Here is a 19,741-nt window from a genome sequence, read left to right on the forward strand (position 1 = left end):
CCCGCGCCGCAATTGTCGTTTCTCGACGCTGTCCAGGTGGCAGATGCGGCCGGATCGTGAAGCCCGCTGGTTCCGGCGGGCGCCCGGCGCGCCGGAGTGGATCGATGCGCGCTCAGTCGCGCGTTTTTCTGAAGTGGCGCGGTGAACGGCCGGTCCACCGTTTGAAGGCATGTGTGAAGTTCGTGAGGTCTGTGTACCCGAGTTCTGCCGCGATCTCGCTTATAGACACCGAGCTGTCGAGAAGTCGCAGAATCGCTCGCTCCTGCAAGAACGACTGACGTAATTCGCGAAAGGTGGTCCCCTCTTCGCTGAGGCGTCGCTTCAACGTGCTCGGGGATATCGAGAGCTCGCCCGCTGTCCGGCTAATGTTCGTTTCTCCGGGATCTTTCTCCAGCAGGTCTGTCACTTTTTCGGAGAACGACGTGTCACGTCGTTGATCGAGAGTTCGCTGCAAATCGGTGACGGCAATCCGATACGCAACAGGATCGGAGAATCGACAAACCTCCTCGAGCGTAGCCGCGGGAACGTGGACGAACGAGCTAGGGGCGTCGAAGAAGATCCGACCCGCCAACACTTCGTCATGAACACCCCACGACTCCGGCGCTGAATGACTCAGATGCAGTTCAATATTGGGTACGGCACCCGCGAGCATGTCGAGCAGACGCAGCAGCGCCAGCCCACCGTAGGTGACGGCCAGGCAGTTCAGGCCCGCGTCACCGGTGCGACCGGTGAGCCCGATCGTGAGGCCGCGTTCCGTCGAATGGAACGACGGGCTGAGGGCGGTGGTGATCACCGGCAGATAAGCAAGCAACTCGACAACCTCGGCTACCGAGCCCGCGCTGACCAAGGGAACACTGAGTGCCCCAAAGGACGTCAGTTTGGCGTGTTCAGCGAACGCGAAACCCAGACGGGTTCCCTGGTCACAATCGAAATCGGAATATATCTCCCTGAACCACCGTAAGGGGACCTGCGCGTCGCGGCCCACCAACATCGACTCGGTGACGTGCTCGCGAACCATGATGCTGCGGAGCGCAGTGCTGGCGTCATGCCCCAGCGCCTCACTGTCCAGCATTTGCAGGAAAGCCAACGCTGGCATACCTGAGTCGTCGAGTTTCACGTGCCTCCCTGCGCGTGAGCTAATAACACAACTCTTTGACTCCTGCGAGCCTAGCGACGCTGGTCACACGCGACAACACTAGTGAAGCGAAGTTCCAAATTGAGGAGAGTTAACCATGGCAGTCGTCACCTTCGTCTCTCACGACGGCGAGAAGTACGAAGCCCCCTTGACCGAAGGGCAGTCCTTGATGCAGATCGCGGTAAATAACGCGGTGCCCGGCATCGACGGCGATTGCGGAGGGGAAGCCGCATGCGGAACGTGCCACGTGATCGTCGCTCCCGAGTGGTCGGACACGGTGGGACTCTGCGGCGCCAACGAAGAGGAAATGCTCGCGATGAATCCCGAGCGTCAGCGGACGTCGAGGCTGTCCTGCCAGATGGCCGCCTCCGAGGCATGGGATGGCTTGACGGTCGAGCTACCTGAGTTCCAGCTCTGAAACAACGTCGTCGAATTGGAGAAAACAATAATGAGTATTCCCGCGGCAGTGGCCGCCAAAGCCCAGTCTGCCGTGCCTCTGGAGCTGCAAATCCGCGGCGCGCACGTGTACGACAAGACACGCCGGTGGGTAACCGGAACCAATGGTAAGAAGATCTTCACCGAGACGCCCATTCCTCCGGTCGAGGACGTCGATATCGCCGACATCGATCTCAGCAACCCGTTCCTCTACCGCCAAGGCCGCTGGAAGTCCTACTTCGAACGCGTGCGCAACGAGGCGCCGGTGCATTACCAGGCTCACAGTCCGTTCGGCCCGTTCTGGTCGGTGACCCGCCACGCGGACATCATCGCCGTCGACAAGAACCACGAGGCTTTCTCCGCAGAGCCGTTCATCATCATCGGGAGACCGCCTCGCTTTATGGACATCGCCATGTTCATCGCGATGGATCCGCCACAACACGACTTGCAGCGCGCTTCCGTCCAAGGGGTTGTCGCGCCGAAGAACCTGCGCGAGATGGAGGGGCTGATCCGCTCGCGTGTCCAGGAAGTGCTGGACGATCTACCGGTGGATCAGCCGTTCAATTGGGTGCACCACGTCTCCATCGAACTGACAGCGCGCATGCTCGCGACCCTGCTGGACTTCCCGTACGAGCAGCGGCACAAGCTCGTGGAATGGTCGGACCTCGCCACCTCCATGGAGCAAGCCAATGGTGGTCCCTCCGACAACGACAGAGTGTTTCGTGGCATGGTCGACATGGCGAAGGGGCTCAGCGCTCTCTGGCATGACAAGGCGGCCCGTACCGCCAACGGGGAGCGACCGGGCTTCGATCTGATCACGATGCTGCAGGCCAACGAGGACACTAAGGATCTCATCAACCGCCCGATGGAATTCCTTGGCAATTTGGTATTGCTGATCGTCGGGGGAAACGACACGACTCGCAACTCGATGAGCGGAGGGGTTCTCGCCTTGAACCAGTTCCCCGATCAGTTCGAGAAGTTGAAGGCGAACCCTGACCTGATTCCCAACATGGTATCCGAGATCATTCGCTGGCAGACCCCGTTGGCGTACATGCGCCGAGTCGCGAAAAAAGACATCATGTTGAACGGGCAATTCATCCGCAAGGGCGACAAGGTCGTGATGTGGTACGCCTCCGGTAACCGCGATGAGCGTGTCTTCGAGCGGGCCGATGAGTTGATCATCGATAGGAGCAACGCCCGCAATCACATCTCGTTCGGGTTCGGCGTGCACAGGTGCATGGGAAACCGACTTGCTGAGTTGCAGCTTCGAATCCTGTGGGAGGAATTGCTCCCTCGCTTTGAGAACATCGAGGTGGTCGGCGAACCCGAGTATGTGCAATCGAATTTCGTCAGGGGTATCAGCAAGCTGATGGTTCGCCTCACTCCCAGGCCCGGTGCATGACTCCCGAACGAGCGGTGATCGTCGGCGCGAGCCACGCCGGCGCGCAGTTGGCAGCCAATCTTCGGAGGGAGGGGTGGGCTGGGGAGGTCGTGCTCATCGGCGACGAGGGGGGACTGCCCTACCACCGGCCTCCGTTGTCGAAGGGATACCTGGCCGGCAAGAACGGCCTCGACGACCTTAGGATTCGCGGCGCTGATTTCTACGAAAAGCAGAACATTCGACTCTTGAATGCGACCGTGGAGGCGATCCACCGGAGTGCCAAGCGTGTGTCTCTGAGCACCGGCGACACGCTGGCCTACACCAAGCTCGCGTTGTGCACCGGCGCAAGGCCCAGACAACTCCCCACACCAGGGTTGGATCTTCCCGGAATTCGCTACCTGCGTACCGCTGCAGACGTCGAGTTGATCCGTGCCGCCGCTACACCGGGTCGGAGGGTTGTGATCGTGGGCGGCGGTTACATCGGATTGGAAACGGCGGCCTCGCTGTGTTCGCTCGGCTTGAACGTCACTGTCCTCGAAGCAACCGAGCGTGTACTCGAAAGGGTCACCGCGCCGGAGGTTTCCGCGTTTTACACGCGAATCCACCGCGGCGAGGGAGTGGAGATCCGAACACACGCTCTCGTCGAAGCTTTTTCCGGTAACCGTGGGGTGCAGGAGGTCGTGCTGGCTGGCGGCGAATCGATCCCCGCCGACTTGGTGATCGTCGGCGTCGGTGTGGTGCCGAACACCGAACTCGCCGCAGACGCAGGACTATCCATCGACAACGGCATTGTTATCGACGACCAGGCCCGCACCTGCGACCCCGACATCGTGGCCGCCGGCGACTGCACCAGCCACATCATGGCTCGATACGGCTCGCGTATTCGCTTGGAGTGCGTTCCGAGCGCCGGCGAGCAGGCCAAGATCGCTGCGGCGACAATCTGCGGAAAACACAGCGCGATCGCTGCCCTTCCGTGGTTCTGGTCCGACCAGTACGATCTCAAACTCCAAATTGCCGGTCTCAACGCCGGATACGACGAAGTGTTGCTCAGTGGTGACCCGTCGCGCGACCGTGACTTCAGCTGCTTCTACTTCCGCGAGGGCGAACTCATCGCCGCCGACTGCGTCAATCGTCCTCGCGATTTCATGTCCAGTAAGCGGGCCATCACCCAGCAACTTCGGGTTGACCGCTCAGACCTCCTCGCCGGCTCGATCTGACATCCTGCGACGGCAAAACCATGCGCTCGAAGCTCCGCAGACTCTGCCGTCTGGTCAGATGCATAGGTCGCGAAAGCTTGCTGGTCACAAACTGTGGACAACTCCCAGGTACCGGAGTGCTACGCGGGAGATCCGCTCACCAGTGGTGGCGATGTCCGCGCCTGGGAGTACAACATGACTCACTGTCAGTCGCACCAGAACATCTGCGACGTCCTCGACGTCTTCGGGGTCGAGATCGGCGAAGTGGTCGTTAAACCACGTGGTCAGAGCCCCCGAGCAGAGCGCAAGCAGGGAAGCCGAGGTCGGCAGAAGTGGAAGGACCCCCGTAGACGACGAGCCACCGTCATCATTCCCCGAGGGGTTGGACGTCAGAACTGCCTTGAGGAGCGGGCTGTCTTCTGCTTCACAGAGGGTGAACTGCACCGCTGCGGTGATGCCGCCCTGCACATCGCCCACATGTTCGGCAAGCACGGCACGAATGCCCTCCAAAAAGCGCTGGCCCTCTGACACCACAAGCGCGTCACCGAGCCCCTTTTTGTCGCCGAACTCTTTGTACAACGTCGGGCGGGAGACGCCGACCGATTCGGCAACCTCGCTCATCCGGACCTGATCCCAGCCCTTCTCAATGGTGAGTTCTCGTGTCGCCCTCAGAACCTGTTCGCGCACATGCCGGCGGAAAGACATCCGCACTGGTTCAGTTGGCATAGAAGCAGGATAGGCGCCAGCCCTGAAAGGGCAGTAAACCGACTGCAGGGTTCATATGGTCCTGTCGAGGAATTCGACGACCGCCGTCGAGAACGCGTCGTTGTTGTCGCCAGCAACCATGTGGCCTGCGCCCGAAACGTCGACGGTTTGCGCGTGGGGAACCAAGGTGAGGAAGTCCTTCACTGTCTCTTCGGAGACGATGTCGGATAGCAGGCCGCGGACCAGCAGCGTCGGCGCGGACACCTGCCGCGCACCATCGAGAAGGAACGCGCTCATCATTTCGAAGTCTCTAGCGCCTTCGTCTGGATCACCCTGGAGGAACTGGAAATTCGACGTCACAAACGCAGGGTCCCATCGCCAGACCCAGCGACCGTCTGTCCGTAGCCGGAGAACTTTTTGGAGGCCGTCGAGGTTCTCGGGGCGAGGACGGTGCGGGTTGTACGCGGCGATCACGTCAGCGGCCGACTCCAGGCTGTCGAAGCCTTCGGGATGTGCCGCCATGAAGGCCACGACTCGTCGGGCGCCCTGCATCTCCATTCGCGGAGTGACGTCAACCAGCACGACGGCCCGCCATAGCTCCGGCGAGGCGAGCAAGTGTGTGCCGAGAATGGTCAAACCACCCAACGAAGCCCCGATCGCGGCGACTGGGCGGCCAGAATCGGCGTATGAGCGCACGGCCAGCAGGTCGGACCCGAGTCGGTCCATGTCATAGCATCCCTCCGGATCCCAGTCGCTGTCCCCATGTCCCCTGGTGTCGTACGCGGCAACCGTGTAGCCCCGCTGGTGCAGGCGTTGGGCGGTGACATCCCAGGCCTGTCGGCTCTGACCACCGCCGTGAAGGAGCAACACGACCGCCCGCGGCGCGTCACACCGGTAGAGGTCGACCGCTAGCGACAGTCCATCCGCCGTGGGCACGCGCTCGACGACAGGGGCCGACGAATCACCTGCTCTGTGTGCAGACATCAGGAGTTCGTCTTCGGTGCGACGACGGTGACGGTGCCCTGGGCCGCACACACGGCTCTGCCGCCGTTGCAGATGTCGATCCGCGCCACACCGCTAGTTCTGCCCAGCGAGATGATCTCCGCCGTGGCTACACAGGTGCCACTGGAGACAGGACGAAGTAAATTCAGTTTGAACTCCGTCGTCGCGACCCAGGATCCCATCGGAATCACGGGATAAAACACCACTCCGAGACAGTGGTCGACCATGGCCGATAAGCAGCCCCCATGCAAGTTGCCGAAAGGCGTCTTCAGGTCGTCGCGTGCGTCCATCTCCGCAACGAGCCGTCCCGCAGTGAATTCCGTGTGCCGGAAGCCGAGGTAACCGGCCAACCCGCCCGTGGTTTCTGCTGCACTCTTCAGTTGCTCAGCGACCTGTCCGTTGAACATGGTGAATTGCACAGACACTTCCGGCCTCCTACCTCAGCTGCGGTTGAGACATTACGCTATACTTGTCACACCGGTCGACGGTGGTCACCCGCCAAGATCGCGGGAAGGAGGAACCTCGACAGAAACGCCCGGAGTCCGTCACGACTGCGATCCCGCGGCCCTCGAACAGTCAGCAGGCTCAGTATCGTGCGTACAACCCACTCGGCGGCGTCGTCGACGGAGACGCCCGGTTGCACGCAACTCCAGTGTCTGGTGAAGATGGGACGCAGAAATTCGGTGACGATTTCGAAGAGGGACGTCGAGGTCCCCGCTGCGAGACCCACGCCGGCGAGTTCCTCGTCGCTGCCGAACAACAATCCGATGATCTCTTCGCGGCGCGCGGCGTCAACTGTGTATTCCACGAAATCGACGAGCGCGGATCCCAGGTCGGCGTGCGCCGCGATCCGCGGGCTGATGCGGTCAAGATAACGCTCGGCGGCGCGAATGATGACGCCCGACATCACCGCCTCCCGACTGGGGAAGTAGCGATACACCGTTGCCCTGGACACACCCGCTGTCCTGCCGATGTCCTCCATGGTCGTGCCCACCACACCCCCACCCTCGAGGCACCGCTCGGCAGCATCGAGCAACCGGTCGCGAGCGGACCCAGGATCTGTCGGCGCGGCGGCGCCCCATCGCAACAACTTCGTCGACACACAGCCAGTATGCCGCGATCGCGCACCATTGTGACTCGCCCACGCACATGACACCATCGCAGTTATGTCTCAAGTCAGCCCCGTGGCCCTGAGCGGGTGCCGATGCCGGTAGAAACGCGTACCCCGGTTGCCGTCGGCGTGGGCGAAGTCACCCATCGCGGGGACGACTTCGTGGACCCGATCAACTTGGCGGTGGAGGCCGCACGCCGTGCGGTCAAAGACGCAGGTCGCGCGGTCGAGCGGCGCATCGACACCGTCGCGACTCCCGGCATCCTGGTCATCCCGCGGGACAATCCCGCCAGCAGGATCGGCGAAGCGTTGCGCATCGGTCCCGCCCGCCGCATCAGCTGTCCAGTCGGCGGAAACACCCCGCAGTATCTCGTCGAGGTGTTGAGTGGCGAAATAGCCAAGGCCCGAGCAGATGTCGTCCTGGTCGTCGGTGCGGAGAGCGGGCATTCCGCGCGCAAATTCCAGGGCGGGGCACTTCTCAACTCGCCGCCCCCGCCCCGCTCCGGCGACGAATCCCTGGGGGACGCCCGCCCAGGGTTGAGTCAAGCCGAACTGTCGGTGGGTCTGAGTTGGCCGCACGAGGTGTATCCCATCTTCGAGTCCGCGATCGCCGCGCGCCACGGCCGTGACTTCGCTGCCCAGCGGGAGTGGCTGGGAACGCTGATGGCACCGTTGACAGCCGAGGCGGCACGCCATCCCGAGCAGGCCTGGTTCCCGCGCGCACGAAGTGCCACCGAACTCAGCGAAGTCACCGCGGAAAACCGCATGGTCTGCTTGCCCTATCCCAAGCTGCTCAACAGCATCATGTCCGTCGACATGGCTGCCGCCTTCATTCTCATGGCGGCCGAGGTGGCCGACGAATTGGGCGTCGCGCGCGATCGTTGGGTCTTTCCCTGGTCAGCAGCGACTTGCAACGACGTGTACTTCCCCGTGGAACGGCCGGACCTCAGTCGCTCATCGGGTATCGAGGTAGCGGCACGGAAGGCTCTCGATGCGGGCCGGTTGACCACCGACGACATTCGGTGGTTCGACCTCTACTCCTGCTTCCCGTCGGCAGTTGAGATGGCCGCCGAGGCTCTCGACGTGGACCCGCTCGACGACAGAGGCCTCACAGTAACCGGCGGCCTGCCTTATCACGGCGGTCCCGGAAACAATTACGTCAGCCACTCGATCGTTGAGATGGTCCGACGGTGTAGACGCGACCCAACCGATGTCGGACTCGTCACCGGCCTCGGGTGGTATTCCACGAAGCATTCGGTCGGTCTGTGGTCGGCCACCCCGCCACCAACCGGGTGGCGACTGCTCGACACGGCGGTCGAACAAGCTCAGATCGATTCATTGAGGTTGGGTGTCGCAGGCGTCGACGAGTCGACCGGTTGCGCGACAGTGGACGGATACACCGTCGTCTACGACCGAGACGGGCAACCTCGATGGACTCCGATCATCGCGCACCTGTCTGACGGGCGAAGAGTTGTCGCACGCAGCGACGATCCGCAGATCGCCGAGGCGATGGCGAGTGAGATGTACGTCGGCAGAACGGTCAGCCTCCGAACAAGAGGATCGTTCAGCGGGTTTGAGCTTCCATGATCGCCGAGGCGATGGTGCTGACCGGACCGCGGAATCTGGAGCGACGCCGGATGACCATTCCCGACGTCGGTGACCGGGGTGCGATACTGCGAGTTGAAGCGTGTGGTCTGTGCGGTACGGATCACGAACAATTCACCGGACACCTGCCTGCCGGCTTTTCATTCGTTCCAGGGCATGAAATCGTCGGCATCGTCGAGCGGGTCGGCGCCGCGGCCGGCGAACGCTGGGGGGTGCAGGCGGGCCAGCGCGTGGCCGTCGAGGTGTTCCGGTCCTGCCGAGACTGCCCCGAGTGCCGCCGCGGCGAATACCGGCGGTGTGCGGTCAACGGCATCGCCACCATGTTCGGCTTCGTCGACGTGGAGATCGGTGCGGGGTTATGGGGCGGATACGCCACCCATGTGGAGCTTCCCTGGGACGCGATGCTACTGCCGATTGCCGAAGACATGGACCCCGTTCTCGCCACGTTGTTCAACCCTCTCGGGGCCGGTATCCAATGGGGGGCGAGTCTTCCCGACACCAAGGCGGGGGACGTCGTAGCGATCCTGGGACCCGGCATCCGTGGAATCTGTGCGGCCGTGGCGGCCAAAGAGGCGGGAGCCGCGTTCGTCGCGATGACCGGCGTCGGCCCACGCGACGAACAACGACTGGCGATAGCCAGATCATTCGGTGTCGACCTGCCCATCGATGTATCGAAGGACGATGCAGCGACCGCGCTCCAGCGTGAGACAGGCGGACGGCTTGCCGACGTGGTCGTCGACGTCACCGCGAAAGCACCCTCCGCATTCGCCGATGCCGTCGGCCTTGCCAGGCCCGGCGGCACAGTTGTGGTGGCCGGCACCCGCGGAGGAGGCGGCGCGCCCCGGTTTGAACCAGACTTGTTGGTCTATAAAGAATTACACGTCGTAGGCGCACTCGGCGTGGAGTATCCCGCCTACCGGGCAGCCCTCGAGATTCTAGCCATGGGCCGCTGGCCGTTCGACCGGATCACCAGAGAATCAACCGGATTCGCTGGGCTCGCGCAGCTGCTCACTTCGCTTGCAGATGAAAGTGCCCGATCAAGTGGGGCGCTGCACAACGTCTTTTTGCCCACGCCCTAACGGCGTGCAGAGGTTCAACAGAGAGGGCCACCCGTGACCATGGCGGAACGCGTACCGATGCTAGACCGTGAGCAGGCCCAGCTGCGAGCTGCCGAATGTGGGTTGCCCGAAGAGTTGGCAGAGCTGTCGGTATTCCGCGTGGCACTTCATCAGCCGCGTGTGGCGGTTGCGCTGTATGGGCTGCTGGACGCGTTACTCTTCCGCGGTTCCCTTGACGCGCGGCTACGCGAGCTGATCATCATGCGACTCGGCTGGATCACTGGCTCCGAATACGAATGGACTCAACATTGGCGAATCGCCACACTGCTCGGCGTGCCTGAGCAAGATCTCCTCGCGGTGCGCGACTGGCAGAATTCCGAAAGCCTCGGGCCAGTCGAGCGTGCGGTCCTCGCAGCGACCGATGATGTGGTGCGCGACGGGGTCATCTCCGAGGAAAACTGGGCTGGGTGCCAGAAGGCATTCAATAGCGATCACGCGGTTTTGGTCGAACTTGTCGGAGCAATCGCCAATTGGCGGCTCTTTTCGATCCTGCTTCGATCCCTGAATATTCCGCTTGAGTCCGGAACCGACGGCTGGCCGCCCGATGGGCGAGCTCCTCGGCGTGGCGATTGAGCGAAAACGTGGAGCGATGCTTGACCGAAGCGGTCAGCGCCCCAATCGCAGGACCACGATCCGTGTCGTAGACGGACAAGTCCCCCCTCGGACACATTTTCTGTGCGGAGTCGGGTCCTCGGTGGCGGCCCGCTCCGACCATGTGGGCTGGTGCCCGGCTTTGAGCGACAACTGCTGTGGTGAGCCGGGATTGACCGGACGTGTCGCTCAGAGGCGGGCAACCGCCCTGCCGTCTCGGGGCGCGCAGGCCGGATCAGGCTCCGCTTTGACCGGCTGCGGAATGGCCGAGCTGAATCACCGAAGTCCCAACCGTCGTAGGCTCGGTGGGGAGATGACTCGTCGAGGCGCGTACCTTCGCCAGCCGGCGCCACGCACCTTTTCCGACCGCCGTGACGCCGGCCGGGTCCTGGCCGAGCTGGTGACGGGCTATCTGGCCGACTCCCTGCCCGCCGCTGCGGGCGCCCAGGGCGTGGTGGTGCTGGGATTGGCCCGCGGCGGGGTCCCGGTCGCCTGGGAGGTCGCCGCTGCCCTGCGAGCGCCGCTGGACGTGTTTCTGGTCCGCAAGATCGGGGTGCCGCAGCAGCCCGAGTTGGCGATGGGCGCGCTGGCCGGCGGCCAGGTGGTGATGAACGACGAGGTGGTCCGCAGCCTGGCTATCGGCCGCGACGTGGTGCAGTCGGTGATCGAGCGCGAGACCACCGAATTACGCCGCCGCGAACGTGCCTACCGTGGCGACCGCCCGGCGACCGATCTGCGCGGCCGGGTGGTGATCTTGGTCGACGACGGTATCGCCACCGGTGCGAGCGTGCTGGCGGCGGTCCGGGTGGTCCAGGCGGCCGAACCGGCGTCGATCATCGTCGCCGTGCCGGTGGCGGCACGCTCCGCATGTCGCAAGATCGCCCAGGAAGCCGACGACGTCGTCTGCGTCACCAGCCCCGAGGCCTTCGACGCGGTGGGACAGGTCTATCGCAACTTTGACCAGACCACCGACGACGAAGTCCGCGACCTGCTGGCCGCGCCGACGACCGGCCGAACAGCGGCTAATCGGCCGGGTGCGTAGCGGGCTCCTCAGCGGCCACTTCGGTTGGCTCGGCGGCCTCAGCGTCGAAGTCGGCCACCTCAGCGGCCTCGGAGTTCTCGACGCCGGCATCGTCGGCCTCGTAATCGGCCGCGTCGTAGACCTCGTCGGCGGGAACCTCGGACTCCTCAACGGCGTCCCCGGCATCCGAGGGGGCCTCGACCGCCGGGGCGTTCGCGCGCCGCTCCCGCAGGGCGTCCACGATCAGCAGCAGTACGCCCAGCACGCTGGCGCCGATGCAGACCCACGCCACCAGCGCATTGCTGGTGACGACGGCGAACACCAATGCGGCCAGGCCGATTACCGCCAATACCAATGCGATGACCAGCATCGACTCACCTCCAGTCCGACGGGCGAACTACTCGACTCCGACGGTCAGTTGGTGCCGCGGTTGAAGTGGTTGAAGCCGCCGCCGTCGCCGCTGGCACTGCTGTCGACGGGCGCTGCCGAACCGCGCTGGCCCAGCTCCTCGAGCTGGGATTCCAGATAGGTCTTGAGCCGGGTGCGGTACTCGCGCTCGAAGGTGCGCAGTTGTTCGAGGCGGCCTTCCAGCACAGTGCGCTGCTGGTTGATCGTGCCCATGATCTCGGAGTGCTTGCGCTCGGCGTCGGCCTGCAGTGCGTCGGCCTTCTCCTGGGCCTGGCGCAACTGGGTCTCCGAACGGGTCTGGGCGTCGGAGAGCATGGCGTCGGCGCGCTGGCGGGCTTCGGCGACCGTCGTCTCCGCGGTCTGGCGTGCCTCGGTGAGGATCTGGTCGGCGTTGGCGCGGGCGTCGGCCATCAGCTTCTCCGACTCGGCCCGGGCGGTGCCGGTCAACCGGTCGGCGGTGTCCTGGGCCAGGCTCAGCACGCGGGCCGCCTTGAGGTGCTGCTCCTCGGCAGGCACTTCGGCGGCCGGCGCGGCGGCCACCGGCTGCGGCGGCGCCACCGGCTCCGGGGCGGGCTCGTAGGCCGGGATCGAGGGAATCGGCTGGGCGGCGCCACCGGCGCGGGCCGCGGCCAAGTCCTGGTCGAGCTCGCTCACCCGCTGACGCAGGTCGGCGTTCTCCTCGATAAGGCGCGTCAGCTCGGTCTCGACCAAGTCGAGGAAGGCGTCGACCTCGTCCTCGTTGTAGCCGCGCTTCCCAATCGGCGGTTTGCTGAACGCGACGTTATGTACGTCGGCCGGTGTTAGTGGCATCGTCTGCCCCCTCGAGTCAGGTAGTTGGTAGCGCCGATCGGGCACGTTAGTCGACCGGGAAAACGCTCGCGGTGTGTAACTGCCGTCCATCCTGTCACATCAGCCGCTGCGCTCGGCAATGTGAACGATATTAAGAGTGAATTTCAAATTGCTGCCACAGAAATCACGCATTGGCAAACGCAAGCTCCGCCGACGATCGGCGATCCCGGCCGGTGAGCGGTGCCCGGAGGCCATGGCGGTGAGGCCAAACCGCCGGGAACTGGGCCTCTGGGCACCGCCGACAATCGGCTGCGACTCCACCCTTCCGGCCGCCGGCAGCAAAGTGCTTAGGCGCCCAACCTGGGAAATGTGAGCTATTTCGCTACGCACCAACCGTGTCGGCCGCCCACCCCCCACGGCCGCGCTCGGCCGACGGGGGTACCGGTCCGGCCGCCGGCGCCGTATTATTCACAATCGCGACCCGTAAATATTCCTGACGAGGTCGAACCGCGCGGAACCGACCGGAGGGACACTCGGGAATGACAACCAATGACGTGGTCATGGCGACCAGCGAAGCGGACTCGGCAGCCGTCGATGACATCCGATCTCGCTACGCCGAACTCCTCGGCCGCCAGGCCGCCTTGGGCGCAGCGTTGTTCGCCGCGGTCGCCGGGCCGACCTTCGATGAGGCACTCGGGGCCGTGCAGGTGTCCCTCGACCGAGCGGTACGACCGCAGTTACAGGCCGCGGTGGGCCTGATATTCCCGGCGTTGGCCGGCGTCGAGCGCTCGCGGCTGCTGGTCGAAGGCCTGCTCGGTGACATCCACCTGATCGAGCAGCTGGCGGCGCGAATCGCCCACGGCACCGACCGGGTTCAGCGGGTCGCGCATGTCGAGGCGCTGCGCGTCCTGCTGGATGCAGTGCTGGGCAAGATCGCCGACCTGCTGCTGCCCGCACTCGCCCAGGCCAGCGGCGTCTCACTGGCCGCACTGGCCGCCCAACTTCCCGGCCTCGATGACGTCGCATCCGGGTCCGCTCCCACGGCCCAGCCCGGGCCCGCCGCCCACGGGCACGACGGCCACACCGGTTGCGGCTGCGGCGAGGAAGACGACGAGATGCCCGAACTCGATGTGCGCGAGATTCCGCACGCCATCAGACATGCCACGGTGTTCGGCGCCTTCGACGCGGTTCCGGTGGGCGGATCGCTGCTGCTGGTGGCCCCGCACGACCCGATCCCGCTGCTGCGTCAGCTCGCTGAGCGCAGCGGTGGCCGGCTGGCGGTCGGCTACGAGGAGCGTGGACCGGAGGCGTGGCGGTTGCGACTGACCCGGGTCTGAGTCCCGCTGACGCCGCTAAGCGGCGTGCTGCAGGGCCAGCTCCATGCCGACGAACGCGATCAGCAGCAGCACCATGATCGACAGGTCGATCCGCACCGCCCCGATGGTCAGCTGCGGAATGAGCCGTCGCAGCAGTTTCACCGGCGGATCGGTGATGCTCATGATCAGTTCCAGGATCACCACGGTGGCACCCGTCGGGTGCCAGTCACGGCTGAACGAGCGGATGAACTCGATGACGATCCGGGCGATCAGCAACAGCCAGAAGACAAATAGCGCGATACCAAGAATCGTGAAGAACAGCGCCAACGGAATGCGACCTTACTGACGAGGGTGTGCCCGCATCAGCAGTGCTGACCGGCTCGACTGCCGTTCCAGCCTACCGATAGGCGTAGAAGCCGGTCTCGGCGATGCGGCGACGCTCCTCCGGGGAGACGTCGACATCGGCCGGAGACAGCAGAAACACCTTGGTCGCGACCTTGTCGAAAGAGCCGCGCAGGGCGAAGGCAAGCCCCGCCGCGAAGTCGACCAGCCGCTTGGCGTCGGCGTTGTCCATCGACACCAGGTCCATGATGACCGGGGTGCCGTCGCGGAACCGCTCGCCGATGGTGCGGGCTTCGCTGTAGTCCTTGGGCCGCAGCGTGGTGATCTTCGACAGCGGGCTGCTCTCGTCGAACATCTGGGCCATCCGGCGCGGCTCCATCGCCAGGGCGCCGCGGGTCGAGCCGCGCAGCGAGGAGAACCGGCGCTCGAAGTCACGGGGCCGGTCGAACTCACGCGCGCGGTAGCGGGGGTCGCGGGCGTCGTCGTCGTAGCCGCCCCGGTAGCCGCCGGGCACGTCGTCGTAGTCGCGATCGTCGTAGCGGCCCTCCGAGCGGCCGCCTACCCGGTCGAAAACATCCTCGCCGAATCGCTCCGCCCGGGGCGCGTAGTCACGCGACCCGGCGCGGTCATCGCCGTCGTCGTAGTAGTCGTCGTCGTAGTCCTCCATAGGAGCCATCCCGAAGTAGGCCTTGACCTTGTGGAGTGTGCTCATCCTTGGACCCTTCTAGGCTGATGACTGTGATGAAGGTGTGACTGAAGTGACTAATAACGGTGACGGTAACGGCAGCGAGCGCGTTGACGCGGCACCGACACGCGGACAGCTCCCACCGGTTTCACCCACCCTTCCAGCGACCTCTACCGCGGACTCATTCCAGCCAGACCAGGGACGCCAGCCGGCCGGTGAGTCCGTCGCGACGGTGACTGAACAATTTCGGGTCCGCCGCCGTACAACGCGGGTCGGCGTCGATGGCCTGCACGCCCAATCCCCTTAGTTGACGCGCGATTCCGGCCCGCAGGTCCAGCCCTACAGTGCCCGCCGACGTGACGGTGCGACTGCCCGGCAGCGCCGCCTCGACCTCGTCGGCCATCTCAGCGGGCACCTCGTAGTGCAGTCCACTGACCGCTGGGCCCAGCAAAACCGAAATGTCGCCAGCGTGTGCCCCGGCCGCCAGCATGGACTCCAGCGTGCGAGCGACCACGCCATGCTGCGCGCCGACCCGGCCGGCATGGACTGCCGCGACCACCCCGGCCCGCGCGTCGGCCATCAGCACCGGAACACAGTCGGCGGTCACCACCACCATCGCCAGCCGGGGCTCCGTGGTGACCAGCGCATCGGTGGCGTCGAGCGGGGTGTCGCGCGGCCCGTCGACGAGCACCACATGATCACCGTGCACCTGGTTCATCCACACCAGCCGATCGGGACCGAGGCCGGTGGCCTTGGCCAGCCGTGCGCGATTAGCCGCCACCGCGGCCGGGTCATCGCCGACGTGGTCGCCGAGGTTGAAGCTGTCGAACGGAGCCTTCGACACACCACCGGAGCGGGTGGTCGTCACCCGCCGGATGCGAAACGTCACCGCGCCGAAGCCCGAAGGTCAGTGGCGCATGAAGGGCGGCACGTCGACGTCGTCGTCGTCGCAGCCGTCGTCACCATTGCGCCCGCCCACACTGACCGTCGCACCGTTGGTGGGCGCCGGCACACTGACCGCATCCACCGGGTCGAACAGCGACGTGGTGACCTTGCCGGCCTGTCCGGGCGCCATCGCGTGCCGAGCCGCGCCGGGCGTACCGGTCACCGGCTTGCGTCCGGAGCCCGCCGAGTCGAAGCCGGCCGCGATCACCGTGACCCGCACCTCGTCGCCGAGGGAGTCGTCGATCACGGTGCCGAAGATGATGTTGGCCTCGGGGTGCGCGGCGTCCTGCACCAGCGATGCCGCCTCGTTGATCTCGAACAGCCCCAGGTCGCTGCCGCCGGCGACCGACATCAGCACGCCCTGGGCGCCTTCCATCGAGGCTTCCAGCAGCGGCGAGTTGATCGCGATCTCGGCGGCCTTGAGCGCCCGGCCGTCACCGCGGGCCGATCCGATGCCCATCAGCGCGGTGCCGGCGCCGCTCATGATGCCCTTGACGTCGGCGAAGTCGACGTTGATCAGGCCGGGCGTGGTGATCAGGTCGGTGATGCCCTGGACACCGTTGAGCAACACCTCGTCGGCGCTGCGGAACGCGTCCATCAGCGAGACCTGGGCGTCGCCCATCTGCAGCAGCCGGTCATTGGGGATCACGATCAGGGTGTCGCAGCTCTCCCGCAGCGCGGTGATGCCGTTCTCGGCCTGGTTGCTGCGCCGCTTGCCCTCAAAGGAGAACGGCCGGGTGACCACACCGACGGTCAGTGCGCCGAGCTTGCGCGCGATGGTCGCGACCACCGGGGCGCCGCCGGTGCCGGTGCCGCCGCCCTCCCCGGCGGTGACGAACACCATGTCGGCGCCGCGCAGCAGCTCCTCGATCTCATCCTTGGCGTCTTCGGCGGCGCGACGGCCCACTTCCGGGTCGGCGCCGGCGCCGAGCCCGCGGGTGGAGTCACGGCCGACGTCGAGTTTGACGTCGGCGTCGCTCATCAGCAATGCCTGCGCGTCGGTGTTGATCGCGATGAACTCAACGCCCTTGAGGCCCTGCTCGATCATCCGGTTGACGGCGTTGACGCCGCCACCACCGATACCCACGACTTTGATGACGGCCAGATAGTTGTGCGGTGGGGTCATCGTTCGTCTTCCTCCCTGGTGGGATTGGAGTCCTCTTCGGGCCGGGCTTGGCGCGGAACTCCCGATTCTGTCTTCGACAAAACCCTCAACCTCAACCATAGGCTTAGAGTTATGTCAAGTTGTTCCGCGCAACCGCCACAGTAGGACCGCCTGCGCCCTCATCGGCGCCGACGCGCCGAGACACGCCCGGTGAATTTTCCTGTCGGGCGGGGGCTTCCCGCCCGCGAACCTTCACCGAGTGCGAACCCGGCGACGGGATTTCCGCGTGCCGTGCAGCCGGATTCACACTCGCAGGCCACCGACGGGTCGTTCGACGGCGCTACCGGACGGTGGGCAGGTCCGGACTCGACACGTCATAGGTGTGGCCGGGCTGGGTCAGCAACGCCGCCAGCTTCTGTGCCTTCTCCGCGGTGCGGTCGGTGTTGCCCCACACCACCACCCGGCCATCGGCCAGCGTCAGGGTGATCGACGCCACCGACGGGGCGGCCACCCGGCTGATCTGGCCGGCCACCTCGGGCGCCAGCGAGGTCATCACCTGCAGAGCGGCCAGCGTGGACGGGTCCGCCGGGCCAGGGTTGTCCACATCGAAGAACGGCAGCATTCTCGGCGGCGCCCCGGTCGCAAAGTCGACGCCATCCCGGTCGAACAGGTGCGGGCCGTCCGGAAAATCCTTGTAGACCACCGGGACCCGTTCGACCACCGCGATCCCCAGCACCGAGGGGTACTGCCGCTGCACCCGGGTGCTGGCCACCCGTCGAATGGTCGCGACCCGATCGGCCACGCTGCCGGTGTCGATCTGCAGCAACGGCGTTCCGTGCCGCACCCGCGCCACCTCCAGCACTTCCTCCCGGGTCACCGTCGCGATCCCGGTGACCTCGATATCGCGCACCGACATCAGCGGGGTGAAGTACAAGATGAGCCCGAGCCCGACGACCAGCACCGCCGCCAGAAAGACCGCCAGCACCATCTTCAGCCCACGAATGGTGCCGCGGGGAACGCCTTTGGGCGCGTCGGCAGAACCGGCGCGCAGTCGCCGCTTGGCCTCTCTACGGGCCTGTTCGATGGCCTCGGCGCGCGCCTGCGCGGCGCGCCGCTCCGCGCGTTCGCGACGGGCCCGGCGTCGTGGACCCTCCACCTCGGCGGGCTCGTCGGCGGCCTCCGCCTCCTGGCCGTCATCCGCGGCGACGTCGCCCTCCGCGACCTCCGCGTCCGTTTCCGGGGTGTCGGCGGCGGCCTCCGTCGCGTCCGTTACTGGAACGTCGGCGGCATCATCCGGATCCTCCGGTGGACCGGCCGGGGTCTCAGGCGGGACGGTCACAGCGCCCCCGGACTGCCGGGAGGGGTCCGATCGGCGCGTGCCCGCAACGCGCTGACGATCTCCGGCCCCAACATGGTGACGTCGCCGGCGCCCATGGTGATGATCACGTCACCGGGACCGGCGGCCGCTGCCACCGCGTCGGGCACCGCCGAGAAGTCCGGCAGGTAATGCACCGGCACACTGACATGTTCGGCGACGCTGGCGCCGCTCACCCCGGGCAACGGCTGCTCACGCGCACCGTAGACGTCGAGGACGAAAACCTCGTCGGCGCCGTCCAGCGACCGGCCGAACTCGGCAGCGAACTCCTTTGTCCGCGAATACAGATGCGGCTGGAACACCACCAGGCTGCGCCCGGTTCCGCGCTCATTCAGCAGCGCCCGGACCGCGGTCAAGGTCGCGGAGATCTCGGTGGGATGGTGCGCGTAGTCGTCGAAGACCCGCACCGAACCCGTGACGCCTGCCGATCCGACCAGCTCGAAACGTCGGCGCACCCCGTCGAACCCGGCCAGCCCGTCGAGCACCGCATCGAGCGGCGCACCGACCTCGACCGCCGCCAGCAGCGCGCCGAGCGCATTGAGTGCCATATGACGTCCCGGCACCGACAGTCGCATCGCCCTGCGCTCGCCCGTTCCGGCCAGCATGATCTCGGCGACCGCTCCGGTCCCCTGCTGCTCCCAACGGACCAGCTCGCCGTCAAGCGGCGCCGTCCCGGCGCCTTCGGTGCCGTAGCGCAGCACCCGGATGCCCTGGGCCGCAGTGCGCTCGGCCAGCTCGGCCCCACCGGGGTCATCGACGCACACCACCACCGCCCCGCCCGGCGCGATGCGCTCGACGAACGCGTCGAACACCTGGGTGTAGGCCTCGGCACTGCCGAAGAAGTCGAGATGGTCCGCCTCGATGTTGGTCACCACCGCCACGTTGGGGGTGTACTCCAACAGCGAGCCGTCGCTCTCATCGGCCTCGGCGACGAACAGCGGCCCGCTGCCATGATGGGCGTTGGTGCCGGCTTCTGCACCGGCAGAGCCCAATTCGCCGCCGACCGCGAAAGACGGATCCAAGCCGCAGTGCTGCAACGCGACCACCAACATCGACGTCGTCGTGGTCTTGCCGTGGGTGCCGGTGACCATCAGCGTGGTGCGCCCGGCCATCAACTTCGCCAGCACCGCCGGTCGCAACACCACCGGGATGCCGCGACGCCGCGCCTCGACAAGCTCGGGGTTGGTCTTGGGAATCGCCGCGTGGGTGGTGACGACGGCGGTGACCCCACCGGGCAGCAGATCCAGGGCCGACGCGTCGTGACCGATCCGCACCTGCGCGCCGCGGGCCCGCAGTGCGTGAATCCCGCGGGACTCCTTGGCATCCGAGCCCGAGACCAGCCCCCCGCGGTCCAGCAAGATGCGGGCGATTCCGGACATGCCCGCGCCGCCGATACCGACCATGTGTACCCGGCTCAGCTCCGGTGGCAGCCGGTCGGAGCTCATGCCCGGCTCCCAGACCGCCGGGCGCTCGCGA

General features: G+C 65.8%; 21 protein-coding genes. 8 read left to right on the forward strand and 13 right to left on the reverse strand.

Going from position 1 to position 19,741, the window contains the following annotated elements:
- Window positions 1-112 precede the first annotated feature (112 nt).
- Window positions 113-1,117 (reverse strand): helix-turn-helix domain-containing protein, encoded by a 1,005-nt coding sequence (locus tag EJK91_RS01580; RefSeq protein ID WP_125078091.1) that lies wholly within the window; start codon window positions 1,115-1,117, stop codon window positions 113-115.
- 115 nt (window positions 1,118-1,232) lie between these two features.
- Between EJK91_RS01580 and EJK91_RS01585 the strand changes: the two genes are divergently transcribed.
- Genes EJK91_RS01585 through EJK91_RS01595 form a run of 3 tightly spaced genes read left to right on the forward strand, consistent with a single transcriptional unit; the run spans window position 1,233 to window position 4,168 of the window.
- Window positions 1,233-1,553 carry a 2Fe-2S iron-sulfur cluster-binding protein gene (locus EJK91_RS01585; protein ID WP_085149393.1) on the forward strand — a complete coding sequence of 107 codons (321 nt, stop codon included), beginning with the start codon at window positions 1,233-1,235 and terminating at the stop codon, window positions 1,551-1,553.
- A 30-nt stretch (window positions 1,554-1,583) separates the two neighbouring features.
- Window positions 1,584-2,972: a cytochrome P450 gene (locus EJK91_RS01590; protein WP_125078092.1), complete on the forward strand. Its 1,389-nt coding sequence runs from the start codon at window positions 1,584-1,586 to the stop codon at window positions 2,970-2,972.
- Window positions 2,969-4,168, forward strand: coding sequence for an NAD(P)/FAD-dependent oxidoreductase (locus tag EJK91_RS01595; protein WP_113964111.1), 1,200 nt, complete (start codon window positions 2,969-2,971; stop codon window positions 4,166-4,168). The genes EJK91_RS01590 and EJK91_RS01595 overlap by 4 nt, the downstream gene beginning before the upstream one ends.
- Before the next feature lie 84 nt (window positions 4,169-4,252).
- On the opposite strand, the gene EJK91_RS01600 is transcribed toward EJK91_RS01595, so the two are convergent.
- The 4 genes from EJK91_RS01600 to EJK91_RS01615 all read right to left on the reverse strand — a co-directional run bounded on the left by EJK91_RS01600 (window position 4,253) and on the right by EJK91_RS01615 (window position 7,013).
- Entirely contained in the window at window positions 4,253-4,834 is a 582-nt protein-coding gene (locus tag EJK91_RS01600) for a TetR/AcrR family transcriptional regulator (RefSeq protein ID WP_181786994.1), read from the reverse strand.
- Between the two features lie 90 nt (window positions 4,835-4,924).
- The gene (locus EJK91_RS01605) at window positions 4,925-5,836 is read right to left on the reverse strand and encodes an alpha/beta fold hydrolase (RefSeq protein ID WP_113964109.1); all 912 of its coding nucleotides are present in this window, start codon (window positions 5,834-5,836) and stop codon (window positions 4,925-4,927) included.
- Window positions 5,836-6,273, reverse strand: a complete 438-nt coding sequence (locus EJK91_RS01610; protein WP_085149944.1) for a PaaI family thioesterase — start codon at window positions 6,271-6,273, stop codon at window positions 5,836-5,838. Before EJK91_RS01610 ends, EJK91_RS01605 begins: the two co-directional genes overlap by 1 nt.
- Window positions 6,274-6,326: 53 nt before the next feature.
- A complete protein-coding gene (locus EJK91_RS01615; RefSeq protein WP_113964108.1) occupies window positions 6,327-7,013 on the reverse strand; it encodes a TetR/AcrR family transcriptional regulator in 687 nt (228 codons plus the stop codon).
- A 45-nt stretch (window positions 7,014-7,058) separates the two neighbouring features.
- On the opposite strand from EJK91_RS01615, the gene EJK91_RS01620 reads away from it, so the two are divergent.
- From EJK91_RS01620 to EJK91_RS01635, 4 genes are all read left to right on the forward strand, one after another.
- A complete protein-coding gene (locus EJK91_RS01620) occupies window positions 7,059-8,552 on the forward strand; it encodes an acetyl-CoA acetyltransferase (protein WP_164517852.1) in 1,494 nt (497 codons plus the stop codon).
- Entirely contained in the window at window positions 8,549-9,649 is a 1,101-nt protein-coding gene (locus tag EJK91_RS01625; protein ID WP_113964106.1) for a zinc-dependent alcohol dehydrogenase, read from the forward strand. Before EJK91_RS01620 ends, EJK91_RS01625 begins: the two co-directional genes overlap by 4 nt.
- Window positions 9,650-9,682: 33 nt before the next feature.
- The gene (locus EJK91_RS01630) at window positions 9,683-10,261 is read left to right on the forward strand and encodes a carboxymuconolactone decarboxylase family protein (protein ID WP_085149371.1); all 579 of its coding nucleotides are present in this window, start codon (window positions 9,683-9,685) and stop codon (window positions 10,259-10,261) included.
- Between the two features lie 331 nt (window positions 10,262-10,592).
- Window positions 10,593-11,321, forward strand: coding sequence for a phosphoribosyltransferase (locus EJK91_RS01635; RefSeq protein WP_125078093.1), 729 nt, complete (start codon window positions 10,593-10,595; stop codon window positions 11,319-11,321).
- Here EJK91_RS01635 and EJK91_RS01640 read toward each other — a convergent pair.
- Window positions 11,302-11,670 carry a hypothetical protein gene (locus EJK91_RS01640; RefSeq protein ID WP_024440469.1) on the reverse strand — a complete coding sequence of 123 codons (369 nt, stop codon included), beginning with the start codon at window positions 11,668-11,670 and terminating at the stop codon, window positions 11,302-11,304. The two genes, EJK91_RS01635 and EJK91_RS01640, sit on opposite strands and share 20 nt — an antisense overlap.
- Window positions 11,671-11,714: 44 nt before the next feature.
- Window positions 11,715-12,518, reverse strand: a complete 804-nt coding sequence (gene wag31 / locus EJK91_RS01645) for a DivIVA-like cell division protein Wag31 (RefSeq protein ID WP_024440470.1) — start codon at window positions 12,516-12,518, stop codon at window positions 11,715-11,717.
- A 518-nt stretch (window positions 12,519-13,036) separates the two neighbouring features.
- Here wag31 and EJK91_RS01650 point away from each other — a divergent pair.
- Window positions 13,037-13,834, forward strand: coding sequence for a DUF2249 domain-containing protein (locus EJK91_RS01650; RefSeq protein ID WP_046300778.1), 798 nt, complete (start codon window positions 13,037-13,039; stop codon window positions 13,832-13,834).
- Window positions 13,835-13,849: 15 nt separating this feature from the next.
- Here the strand turns inward: EJK91_RS01650 and EJK91_RS01655 are convergent, their stop codons facing one another.
- The 6 genes from EJK91_RS01655 to murC all read right to left on the reverse strand — a co-directional run bounded on the left by EJK91_RS01655 (window position 13,850) and on the right by murC (window position 19,710).
- A complete protein-coding gene (locus EJK91_RS01655) occupies window positions 13,850-14,140 on the reverse strand; it encodes a YggT family protein (RefSeq protein ID WP_024440472.1) in 291 nt (96 codons plus the stop codon).
- Window positions 14,141-14,210: 70 nt separating this feature from the next.
- The gene (locus EJK91_RS01660; protein WP_024440473.1) at window positions 14,211-14,867 is read right to left on the reverse strand and encodes a cell division protein SepF; all 657 of its coding nucleotides are present in this window, start codon (window positions 14,865-14,867) and stop codon (window positions 14,211-14,213) included.
- Window positions 14,868-15,021: 154 nt separating this feature from the next.
- The gene (gene pgeF / locus EJK91_RS01665) at window positions 15,022-15,729 is read right to left on the reverse strand and encodes a peptidoglycan editing factor PgeF (protein ID WP_125078094.1); all 708 of its coding nucleotides are present in this window, start codon (window positions 15,727-15,729) and stop codon (window positions 15,022-15,024) included.
- A gap of 18 nt (window positions 15,730-15,747) precedes the next feature.
- Window positions 15,748-16,911 (reverse strand): cell division protein FtsZ, encoded by a 1,164-nt coding sequence (gene ftsZ / locus EJK91_RS01670; protein WP_024440475.1) that lies wholly within the window; start codon window positions 16,909-16,911, stop codon window positions 15,748-15,750.
- A gap of 319 nt (window positions 16,912-17,230) precedes the next feature.
- Window positions 17,231-18,229, reverse strand: a complete 999-nt coding sequence (locus tag EJK91_RS01675; protein WP_024440476.1) for a cell division protein FtsQ/DivIB — start codon at window positions 18,227-18,229, stop codon at window positions 17,231-17,233.
- Window positions 18,226-19,710, reverse strand: coding sequence for a UDP-N-acetylmuramate--L-alanine ligase (gene murC / locus EJK91_RS01680; RefSeq protein ID WP_024440477.1), 1,485 nt, complete (start codon window positions 19,708-19,710; stop codon window positions 18,226-18,228). Before murC ends, EJK91_RS01675 begins: the two co-directional genes overlap by 4 nt.
- Between the last annotated feature and the right edge of the window lie 31 nt (window positions 19,711-19,741).

The organism is Mycobacterium sp. P7213, from assembly GCF_900604305.1.
Taxonomy (GTDB): domain Bacteria; phylum Actinomycetota; class Actinomycetes; order Mycobacteriales; family Mycobacteriaceae; genus Mycobacterium.

Excerpts from the sequence above, each read along its gene's own strand:
- EJK91_RS01605 (WP_113964109.1), bottom strand. The coding sequence starts at position 5,836 with ATGTCTGCACACAGAGCAGGTGATTCGTCGGCCCCTGTCGTCGAGCGC.
- EJK91_RS01635 (WP_125078093.1), top strand. The coding sequence starts at position 10,593 with ATGACTCGTCGAGGCGCGTACCTTCGCCAGCCGGCGCCACGCACCTTT.
- EJK91_RS01595 (WP_113964111.1), top strand. The coding sequence starts at position 2,969 with ATGACTCCCGAACGAGCGGTGATCGTCGGCGCGAGCCACGCCGGCGCG.
- EJK91_RS01620 (WP_164517852.1), top strand. The coding sequence starts at position 7,059 with ATGCCGGTAGAAACGCGTACCCCGGTTGCCGTCGGCGTGGGCGAAGTC.
- wag31 (WP_024440470.1), bottom strand. The coding sequence starts at position 12,518 with ATGCCACTAACACCGGCCGACGTACATAACGTCGCGTTCAGCAAACCG.
- murC (WP_024440477.1), bottom strand. The coding sequence starts at position 19,710 with ATGAGCTCCGACCGGCTGCCACCGGAGCTGAGCCGGGTACACATGGTC.
- EJK91_RS01660 (WP_024440473.1), bottom strand. The coding sequence starts at position 14,867 with ATGAGCACACTCCACAAGGTCAAGGCCTACTTCGGGATGGCTCCTATG.
- EJK91_RS01590 (WP_125078092.1), top strand. The coding sequence starts at position 1,584 with ATGAGTATTCCCGCGGCAGTGGCCGCCAAAGCCCAGTCTGCCGTGCCT.
- ftsZ (WP_024440475.1), bottom strand. The coding sequence starts at position 16,911 with ATGACCCCACCGCACAACTATCTGGCCGTCATCAAAGTCGTGGGTATC.
- EJK91_RS01585 (WP_085149393.1), top strand. The coding sequence starts at position 1,233 with ATGGCAGTCGTCACCTTCGTCTCTCACGACGGCGAGAAGTACGAAGCC.
- EJK91_RS01650 (WP_046300778.1), top strand. The coding sequence starts at position 13,037 with ATGACAACCAATGACGTGGTCATGGCGACCAGCGAAGCGGACTCGGCA.
- EJK91_RS01640 (WP_024440469.1), bottom strand. The coding sequence starts at position 11,670 with ATGCTGGTCATCGCATTGGTATTGGCGGTAATCGGCCTGGCCGCATTG.
- EJK91_RS01615 (WP_113964108.1), bottom strand. The coding sequence starts at position 7,013 with ATGGTGTCATGTGCGTGGGCGAGTCACAATGGTGCGCGATCGCGGCAT.
- EJK91_RS01625 (WP_113964106.1), top strand. The coding sequence starts at position 8,549 with ATGATCGCCGAGGCGATGGTGCTGACCGGACCGCGGAATCTGGAGCGA.